This is a genomic window from Vreelandella maris (assembly GCF_013371085.1).
GTDB lineage: Bacteria > Pseudomonadota > Gammaproteobacteria > Pseudomonadales > Halomonadaceae > Vreelandella > Vreelandella maris.
Window position 1 is genome coordinate 1 of the sequence record NZ_JABWCV010000053.1, and the last position, 6,014, is coordinate 6,014.

Consider the following 6,014-nt stretch of genomic DNA (forward strand, 5'->3'; position numbering starts at 1 on the left):
TGAAGCCGTATCGCGCCATAGCGACGCGTTACGACAAGCTCAAGCGAAACTACGAAAGCATGGTGGCCTTAGCTTGTGGTTGTTTATGGCTGCCCATGTGAAACGTCAACAGACCCTAATGATCGGCTTGGTACGTCGGTGGGCGATGCGCTGCTTTCCTCATTTTCACAGCGCATAAGCCATCTACTGTTCGGTGATGATGTACTGGCGCGGGTGGGCGGCGACGAGTTTGTGCTGTTACTCCACCATGGCGTAGACGAAGATTTTTTTGAGAAGTTGTTAGCCTCCATTCGCCAACCACTCATGGTCGATGGACAGAGTATTCATCTGACGGCAAGCTTAGGGGTGACGCGCTACCCGAATGATCACGTTCAGGGCGATGTATTGTTGCGTCATGCCAACCAGGCAATGTATCGCGCTAAACAGCGCGGTCGCGATACGTTTCACTTGTTTGATCCTAACCATGACCGTTTGCTGCAGGTGCGCCATGAGCAGCGTCAGCGTTTTATTGATGCGCTCAATCATAATGAGCTGTGTCTTTACTATCAGCCTCAGGTCGATATGCGCAGTGGCAAAGTGGTCGGGGTCGAGGCGCTGATTCGTTGGCAGCACCCTGAAGAAGGATTGCTTGCCCCTGGCCAGTTTTTACCCATCATTGATACCACCCCGCTAGAAGTGAGTTTGGGCGAATGGGTCATTGAGCGGGCACTTTGCCAATTAACGGAATGGCATGCCCAAGGCATCGCGCTGCCCATCAATGTGAATATCAGCCCTACGCATCTGTTAGTGAGTAGCTTTAGCCAACGTTTAGCCGAGCTATTGGCATGCCACCCTGATGTGCCGCCATCAATGCTAAAGCTTGAGGTGCTTGAGAGCGCCGCGATGCATGATGTTCAGGCCGCGCTGCACAATATGTCGCTCTGTCAGGCGCTAGGCGTAAGCTTCGCTATTGATGACTTTGGAACCGGGTTTTCGTCGTTAACCCACTTGCGTCAACTGCCGGTCAACTTGATCAAAATTGATCAGAGCTTTGTACGCGACATGCTCAGCGACCAAGACGATATGGCGATTGTGGAGAGCGTGATTTATATGGCTAATCGCTTTAGGCGACCCATGCTGGCCGAAGGCGTGGAAACGCTTGAACATGCAAAAGCGTTAATGGCGCTGGGCTGCGAGTTGGCGCAGGGTTACGGTATTGCCCGGCCAATGCCTGCTGAAGCCCTGCCGGCTTGGCTTGCGGATTGGCCAATGCGTGCGGACTGGAATTCGCTGGCTCAGCCAGCCTGTTAAGCGGCCTGCTCTTTAGCAGTGGGTTCTTCAGCGATTGGCTCAGCTGTAGTTTCCGGCCAAGTAGTTTCCGACAACGTAGTTTCTGACGAATCAGCGGCACTAGCGCTGCGGGCTTGCTCCATTTCACTACGCTGCATGGCCGCTTCTAACTTCGCTTCAAGTAAATATTGGCGTGCTTGAGCGGCCACTTGATGGTCTTTGGGAGAGGGGTCGGCAGGGGCCATCGCAGCGGCGATCACGGTCTGCATTTTTTCGATAGTCGCTTGGGGATCATTGGGCACCGGGCCGTAATCGATCGGCACCTCGCCTGCCACTGCGTAGCGCTTGCCATCGGGGCCAACGTCATAGTCGTAGCTAGCGCCGCCGGTATAGGCGCCACCTGCGACTTGGTGAGCCATCTCGTGCTGGCGTACCTCGCGGTCGGTCTGCTTAAGCTGTTCTAATTGCTGAATCTCTTCCGGCGCCATGGGAGTGCCGTCAGCACGCTTGGGGCCAGCTGCGTCGCTGCTACTCTCTTCATGCGTACTGGTGTCGCTGGAGGCGTTATTAGGAGTTGTCTCTTCGTCAAGCGCGCGCTCCTTTGACGCTTGCTCTACACGCGGTGAGTGCGTATTTGCTGCAGGGTAAGCCCACGCAGTGAGAGACGAGGTGCTGATAGCAGAAACGGCCATAGTTTATTACCGACGCAGTGCGAGTTGGGATACCATGAAGTATTAGCGAGCGATGCCGACAGTGCAAGTCAGCGCTATGTGTTTCGTCGCGCAATCATTCAACGACTCATGTAGTTGTCACTTTAATTACCAGGGCGCTTCGCTATCTCAACCCTGACCTACTATCTGTGCTAACCATCCTATGCTAACCATCGATGTCGTCATCAATCTAAATTATGATGAGTGTTTAGCCCATTATGAGGGGCGCATTGCCAATGTGCGTACCCGCAGCGTGGATGGGCGCTGGGTAATCTTTCCTGCCGAGGCGATTCGTCGTGTGGTTAGCCGCGATGGTGTGCGCGGTATTTATCGATTAAGTTTTTCTGAACAGGGCCGATTTATTAGTATTGATCCTTTAACCGGACGTTGAGCTTGCCTATGCACCGCGATGAAACATCGATCATCCTGAATGACCTCATTTATTACGTCATTCCCAATTTAAACAGTGCTGAAAAGTTAGTGCTCTCTACGCTAGAAAGCTTAAGTGAAGCGGCTACCAATCCTCTGGACATACTTAAACGCACGGATCAGCGCCAAGCGTTTGGGCTGGAGACCCACCGCATAAGAATCAATTTAGAACACTTGCTGAATCGCTATCGGACTGAGGTCGATGCCATTCTTCGCTCTGAAGGCGAGTATCAAGGGCCGGTCGTAGAGCCTGATCCTCAAGAGGCGGATGCGATACGCAGTGCTAAAGAGATCTACCAGCATGTATGTGCTTTCCAGCGAGGAGAACGCCCCCACCCGATTCCTGGGCGGTAAATCACCCGGTGCACCTTGTTCTAGCGCCTAGCACTAACTGCCAGTACGTAACATTCACAGCATGGCATCAACATTGCTTGTACAATGTGGCATTGGACTTTCAGGCTTACCCGCCTGAAAGCAAGCAGCCTGCCTACCCGGCGCTGGCTGTCCACATATTAGGAGATATACCATGTCTGCCTCACCGGTCACATTGATGGTGGCTCGTCGCGTTGAGCACGGCCGCTACTTCGACTTTAATCGTTGGCTAAACGAAGGGCGCGAGCTGGCGGCTGATTTTGCTGGCTACCTCGGCTCTGGCGTACTAGCACCCCCCGCTGATGACGATGAATATCAGATCATATTTCGCTTTAGCAGCAGCGAAACCTTAGCCGCCTGGGAACACTCCGCCTCACGCCATGCGTGGTTGGCGCGCGGAAAAGGGCTGTATGAAGCGCCTCAAGAGCACCGTGCCACTGGGCTGGACACGTGGTTTCAAAACAACGGAAACAGCGCTCCGCCGCGTTGGAAGCAAGCCGTGGCTGTTTGGTTGGCTTTCTTCCCCATCTCGTTGCTTTTCCAATGGGTATTTGGCGGCGTATTGGCCGATTGGGCGCTGGTGCCGCGGGTGATGGTGAGTACCTTGATGTTGACGCCAGTGATGGTGTTTGTGTTTATTCCGCTCTCGACGCGCTTATTAGCACCTTGGCTGCAAGGAAAGTGGTCACCGCTGGATTTACTGGCGCGCTGGCGTCATGCACATCGTTAATTTTCATTAATTTTTACTAGTTTAATGCTTTCATGGGGTTCAACGCTGTAATGGTGCTAACTTTAGTATATTGATCCTATTAAGATGATCTTTATGCTACTAAGCTGAAGGTGCTTGCAGTAATGGATAACTGTCGCCAGTGCAATGCTGGTGTATAACCCAGCCCCATGGAGTGTTTATGATTCACGTTCACCATTTGGAAAAGTCTCGTTCTCATCGGATTTTGTGGCTATTAGAAGCCTTAGAACTGGACTATGAGCTGGTAATTTACCAACGCGATGACAAAACACAGCAAGCGCCCGACTCGCTAAAAAAAATCCACCCGCTTGGTAAATCCCCGGTCATTACCGATGGTGATCTCACCGTGGCTGAGTCAGGCGCGATCATTGACTACCTGTTACAGCGCTATGGGCAAGGGCGGTGTCAGCCTTCTCCCGATGACTTGCGGGCTTGGGTAGATTACCGCTACTGGCTACATTATGCCGAAGGCTCACTGATGCCACTGCTGGTGATGCAGCTTGTGTTTAGCCAAGTTCCCAAGCAGTCGCCCTGGCTGATTAAACCGCTGGCGAAAGGCATTAGCGATACGGTGAGTAAGCGTTTTTTAGCACCGCAGATGAAACAGCACCTCACTTTTATAAACCAGCACTTATCAGCCAACGGTAATTTTGCCGGCCCCTGGCCTAGTGGCGCGGATATTCAAATGAGCTTTCCGCTACAGGCAGTGGCGGCCGTCCAGTCGTTAGAGCAGTATTCTGCCATTGCCGCTTTTGTATCGCGTATCGAACAAGACTCCGCGTGGCAGCGAGTGGTAGAGCGAGCTGGCCCGTTAACCATGCCTGGCCAGTAATAACTACCATGTACCATTTCGCCACTTCAGCAGCTCTGCCAGCAGAGCTGCTGCGCAGCATTGACACTTATTTGGGGCGCTGGGGAATCGCCTTGCTGCTCGTTTTTCTGCTTTTAGCACTGCTGGGCAATCTGTTGCTCAAGCGCCGCATGCAACATAACCGGGCGTTGCTGCAAACCAATAAAGAGATGCTGGCGACTATTTTGGATAGTGTCGATGCCTTTATTTATATCAAGTCACCGACCTTAGAGTATCAATACGTGAATCGCCGTATCAGCGATTTATTTGGTCTGCCAGCCGACAAAGTTATTGGTAAGTGCGACGCTGAGTTTTTTGATGCCGGCAGCGCTGCTGAAATGGAGCAGGTTGATCGCAGCGTATTGGCATCGGGCAAGAAAGTAACGGTCGAGGAGAGTAACGTCTTACAAGGTGAAAGCCAGGTAAGAACATTCTTATCGATCAAAATGCCGCTGTCGATGTCCCCCGGCGCTCCCCCTTCTCTATGCGGTATTTCGACGGAACTCACCGACTACCTCGAAATGCAGTCGCGCACCTACTATCTGGCCTTCTATGACTCACTGACAGGTCTGCCCAACCGTCGGATGCTGATGGACTCGTTAACGTCCGCGATCGATCATGATGAGTGGTCAGCGTCTTATAGCGCTGTGTTGGTGATTGATCTGGATAACTTTCGCTTAGTGAACGACATCCAGGGTCATGAGAGTGGTGATCACCTGTTGATTAACGTTGCTGAACAGCTACGACAGCGGCTAGAGCCAGAGGCCACGCTGGCACGCTTTAGTAGTGATGAATTTGTGGTACTGCTGAATAACCTGGGCGAGCCGCAGACCGAGGCCGTCCGAAAAGCTGAACGTATGTCCCGCCAGCTATTGGAAACCATCGCTCAAGTGAGAAGCGGTCATTCGTTACCCATTAGCGCCAGTATTGGCATTGCACTGTTTGCCGGACGCGAACACAGCATGGATAGCGTGCTGCAACAGGCGGATATGGCCTTGCAGCAGGCGAAGAGGGCTGGCGGCAACACGCTGTGCTTTTTTAACGCCGATATGCAGACCAGCGTACTGGAAAGGGCCAGCCTGGAAGCTGACCTGCATAAGGCCCTTGAGCGCAATGAGTTGGCTCTGCACTATCAGGTGCAGGTCGACCATCAGGGCGTGACCACGGGGGTTGAAGCATTATTGCGCTGGTATCACCCCCAGCGTGGCTGGGTCTCCCCCGCGACGTTTATACCTCTGGCAGAGGAGAATAGGCTCATTGTGCCCATCGGTTATTGGGTGCTAAGGTCGGCCTGCGAGCAATTGGCAAAGTGGTCCCATCAAGCGACCTACGCCACCTTAAGTATTTCCGTTAATGTGAGTTCTGTTCAGTTTCAGCAACCCGACTTCGTGCATGACGTAGAGGCGTTATTAGCAGAGACGCTGGCACCGCCAAGCCGGTTGGTGCTGGAAGTAACGGAGAGCCTGCTGATGTGCGAGCCAGTTCGGGTGCGCAATACGATGTTGAAACTCCGCGCTAGCCTGGATTTCTCATAGTACCTCAGCCAGTACCGCACTCAGGCTGTAACACCGCTAAACACCTACTGGCTCGACTTACATCGGCTACTTTTTAACCACTTTCCGGCGTTCAGACACAC

General features: G+C 52.9%; 7 protein-coding genes and 1 pseudogene. 7 read left to right on the forward strand and 1 reads right to left on the reverse strand.

All coding sequences use genetic code 11. The features are described 5' to 3' along the window. Positions 1-101 (forward strand): annotated as a pseudogene (locus tag HUO07_RS21155) (IS5/IS1182 family transposase); the annotation flags it as partial. Beyond that, positions 76-1,290 carry a putative bifunctional diguanylate cyclase/phosphodiesterase gene (locus tag HUO07_RS21160; protein WP_340162521.1) on the forward strand — a complete coding sequence of 405 codons (1,215 nt, stop codon included), beginning with the start codon at positions 76-78 and terminating at the stop codon, positions 1,288-1,290. The pseudogene HUO07_RS21155 and the gene HUO07_RS21160, both read left to right, overlap by 26 nt. Here the strand turns inward: HUO07_RS21160 and HUO07_RS21165 are convergent. Beyond that, positions 1,287-1,961: a putative metalloprotease CJM1_0395 family protein gene (locus tag HUO07_RS21165; RefSeq protein ID WP_176305111.1), complete on the reverse strand. Its 675-nt coding sequence runs from the start codon at positions 1,959-1,961 to the stop codon at positions 1,287-1,289. The two genes, HUO07_RS21160 and HUO07_RS21165, sit on opposite strands and share 4 nt — an antisense overlap. A gap of 181 nt (positions 1,962-2,142) precedes the next feature. Here HUO07_RS21165 and HUO07_RS21170 point away from each other — a divergent pair, with 181 nt between their 5' ends. From HUO07_RS21170 to HUO07_RS21190, 5 genes are all read left to right on the forward strand, one after another. After that, positions 2,143-2,370: a DUF2835 family protein gene (locus HUO07_RS21170; protein WP_101145725.1), complete on the forward strand. Its 228-nt coding sequence runs from the start codon at positions 2,143-2,145 to the stop codon at positions 2,368-2,370. An 8-nt stretch (positions 2,371-2,378) separates the two neighbouring features. Next, positions 2,379-2,762 (forward strand): hypothetical protein, encoded by a 384-nt coding sequence (locus HUO07_RS21175; protein ID WP_008957085.1) that lies wholly within the window; start codon positions 2,379-2,381, stop codon positions 2,760-2,762. A 172-nt stretch (positions 2,763-2,934) separates the two neighbouring features. Beyond that, positions 2,935-3,510, forward strand: coding sequence for a putative antibiotic biosynthesis monooxygenase (locus tag HUO07_RS21180; RefSeq protein ID WP_008957086.1), 576 nt, complete (start codon positions 2,935-2,937; stop codon positions 3,508-3,510). A gap of 178 nt (positions 3,511-3,688) precedes the next feature. Continuing rightward, positions 3,689-4,360 (forward strand): glutathione S-transferase, encoded by a 672-nt coding sequence (locus HUO07_RS21185; RefSeq protein WP_008957087.1) that lies wholly within the window; start codon positions 3,689-3,691, stop codon positions 4,358-4,360. An 8-nt stretch (positions 4,361-4,368) separates the two neighbouring features. Further along, positions 4,369-5,913 carry a putative bifunctional diguanylate cyclase/phosphodiesterase gene (locus tag HUO07_RS21190; protein WP_246286971.1) on the forward strand — a complete coding sequence of 515 codons (1,545 nt, stop codon included), beginning with the start codon at positions 4,369-4,371 and terminating at the stop codon, positions 5,911-5,913. Positions 5,914-6,014: the final 101 nt, after the last annotated feature.